The organism is Promineifilum sp. (SeqCode) (genome assembly GCF_041918635.1).
Classification (GTDB): domain Bacteria; phylum Chloroflexota; class Anaerolineae; order Promineifilales; family Promineifilaceae; genus Promineifilum.
The window spans coordinates 1-2,534 of the sequence record NZ_JAYRVJ010000816.1 but is presented as its reverse complement, the minus strand read 5'-3'; the positions used below and the strand labels follow the sequence as shown (position 1 = coordinate 2,534).

The following is a 2,534-nucleotide window of genomic DNA, read 5'->3' as shown; positions in this document are numbered from 1 at the left end:
GCGGGCGCGGACAGCCTCAGCCACGCGGTTGACAGCCACCAGATAGGCCGCCACGCGCGTCTCGACGTTGCGCTCCACCGCCATGTCGTGGACGGCATGGAAGGCCGTGGTCATCTTCTCATCCAGCCGCTCCTGCACCAGCTGCTCCGTCCAGTAGAACCCGTAGGAGTTCTGCACCATCTCGAAGTAGGAAACGGTGACGCCGCCAGCGTTGCACAGGAAGTCGGGGATGATGTAGATGCCCTTCTCGGTCAGGATCTTGTCCGCCTCGGGCGTCGTCGGGCCGTTCGCCAGTTCGGCGATGATGCGGGCCTGGATGCGGTCGGCGTTGGCCCCGGTGAGCTGGTTCTCGATGGCCGCCGGGATGAGGATGTCCACCGGCATCTCCAGTAGTTGTTCGTTGGTGATGACCTCGCTGCCGGGGCAGCCGCCCACGCGGCCGGTACGGCGCATGTGGCCGGAGACGACGGCCGGGTCAAGCCCGCCCTCGCAGTAGATGGCCCCGAATTCGTCGCTGACGGCCACGACTTTCAGATCGAACAGCTCATGGGCCAGCCGGTGGGCGAAGCCGCCGACGTTGCCGTAGCCCTGGATGGCGCAGGTCGCGCCCTTGAGGGGCATGCCCAACGTCTTGGCCGCCTCGCGGATGTTAACCATGCCGCCCATGGCCGTGGCCGGCGGGCGACCGGCCGAGCCGCCCAGCATCAGGGGCTTGCCGGTGATGACGCCCGGCTCATGGCCGCCGATGAGGGTCTCGTACTCGTCCAGCATCCAGCCCATGATCTGCGGGTTGGTGTTCACGTCGGGCGCGGGCACGTCACGCTGGAGGCCGACGAAGCGGGCGATGGCGCGCATGTAGCCGCGGCTCAGCCGCTCCAGTTCGCGGGGCGACAGTTCGCGCGGGTTGCAGATGACGCCGCCCTTGCCGCCTCCCAGCGGCACGTCGGCCACAGCCGTCTTCCACGTCATCCACGCCGCCAGGGCGCGGACGGTGTCGATGGTCTCATCGGGGTGGAAGCGGATGCCGCCCTTGGCCGGGCCGCGCGCGTCGTTGTACTGGACGCGAAATGCCTTGAACGTCCGGGTGTGTCCATCGTCCATTCGCACGGGAATGCTAAAGTGGAATTCGCGCATCGGCTCGCGCAGAAAGGCGTGCATGTCGGTTTCGAGGCCCAGGATGACGGCCGCTTTATCCAGTTGAGCCTGCGCAATCGCAAACGGGTTCAGATTCTCAGTCATGATAAAGGTGACTCCTATGAGAGGGTGTAGTGGGCGCTTCGCCGCCTGCCCCGAAGGGCGGCCGGCGAAGCGAGCTTTCATACAGACAAAATCGCCAGACACCGGAAGGTGCTGGCGACGGCTATTGTGCTACTCGTAATGTGCGAGGCCCAACGCACCCGCGCCGGACTTCCCGATGAGCGTGCAAATAATACAGGTCGCGCAGATCCCTGCTTAGAATCTGCGTAATCTGCGAAATCTGCGGATTCTTCTTCTTAACGGACGGCAAAGAAGTGCCGCCCCCAGGGAGCCAGCTCGACGTAGAGGCCCATGTTGAGGATTTCGTCGCCAGAGTGCTCGAAAACCCGCTCTTCCATGATGTCTTCCAGCACCCACGTCTGGCCGGCCAGTTCGGGCCAGGGCAGCTGGACGCGCGCCTGTGACGTGTGGTTGGACAGGTTGACGACGATGAGTCGCCGCTCTTCGCCCGCCTGCCAGCACCACGCCGCCAAGTTGTTATAACTGGTATTATCCGGCCATCCGCTCATCGCGCAAAGTCGCCACTGCCCGTGGCGCAGGGCGGGGCTTTGGATGGCGTTGGTCAGCCGGCGGTAGAAGGCGCGCAAGGCGCGGTCGGCCGCCTGCTCCGGCCGCCGCGTCAGGAACACGGGCAGACGGACGGTATAGCCCTCCAGTTGCCCCTGGTGAAAGAGCTTCGCGCCGGGCAGGGTGTAGGCGGCCACGGCCGCGGCCAGCGCGCGCCCCGCCCAGAACGTGTCGGCGGCGCGCTGCTCGCTGTGATTCTCGATGAACCGGATCAGCCGGTCTTGATAGGCCGATTCGGCCCCCAGGTGGCCGCGCACGCTCTCGGCCGACTCGTACACCAGCCGGTCATAGAGCGGCTTGTCGTAGCAGTAGTCGAATCCCTGCTGCTGCAACTCCCACTCCAGATCCCAGTAGACCTCGGCGATAAAGCAGTGGGTGGGGTACTGCTCCCGAACGGCCGACAGCACCTCGCGCCAGTACTCCTGCACCGGCGGCTCGCCCGCCCGCTCGCCCCAGGTGCGCTGGAACACGTCGGTCGTCGTCAGCATCGCCATGTCACAACGCAGGCCGTCGCACTGGGTGGCGATGTCGAGCAGCGTCTCGATGGCCGCCGCCCGCAGGCCGTGGTGGAAGACGTTGAGTTGGGCCACGTCGCGCCACGTCGTCAGGTACGGGTTGCGGCCGTTGGCATAGATCATGGCGCCGGCGCGGAAGAAGCGGTGGGGCGAGTCGGCCAGGTCTTCGGCCGTGCCGTGGATGAAGTACTCCGG

The 2,534-nt window shown here is 65.9% G+C and carries 2 protein-coding genes; both read right to left on the bottom strand.

The annotated features are described in order from the left end of the window. On the bottom strand, positions 1-1,239 hold a 1,239-nt coding region (locus tag ACE3UY_RS23205), incomplete at its 3' end, for a Glu/Leu/Phe/Val dehydrogenase (protein ID WP_374689839.1). A gap of 254 nt (positions 1,240-1,493) precedes the next feature. Further along, positions 1,494-2,534: alpha-amylase (locus ACE3UY_RS23200; RefSeq protein ID WP_374689838.1), on the bottom strand; the 1,041-nt coding region annotated here is incomplete at its 5' end.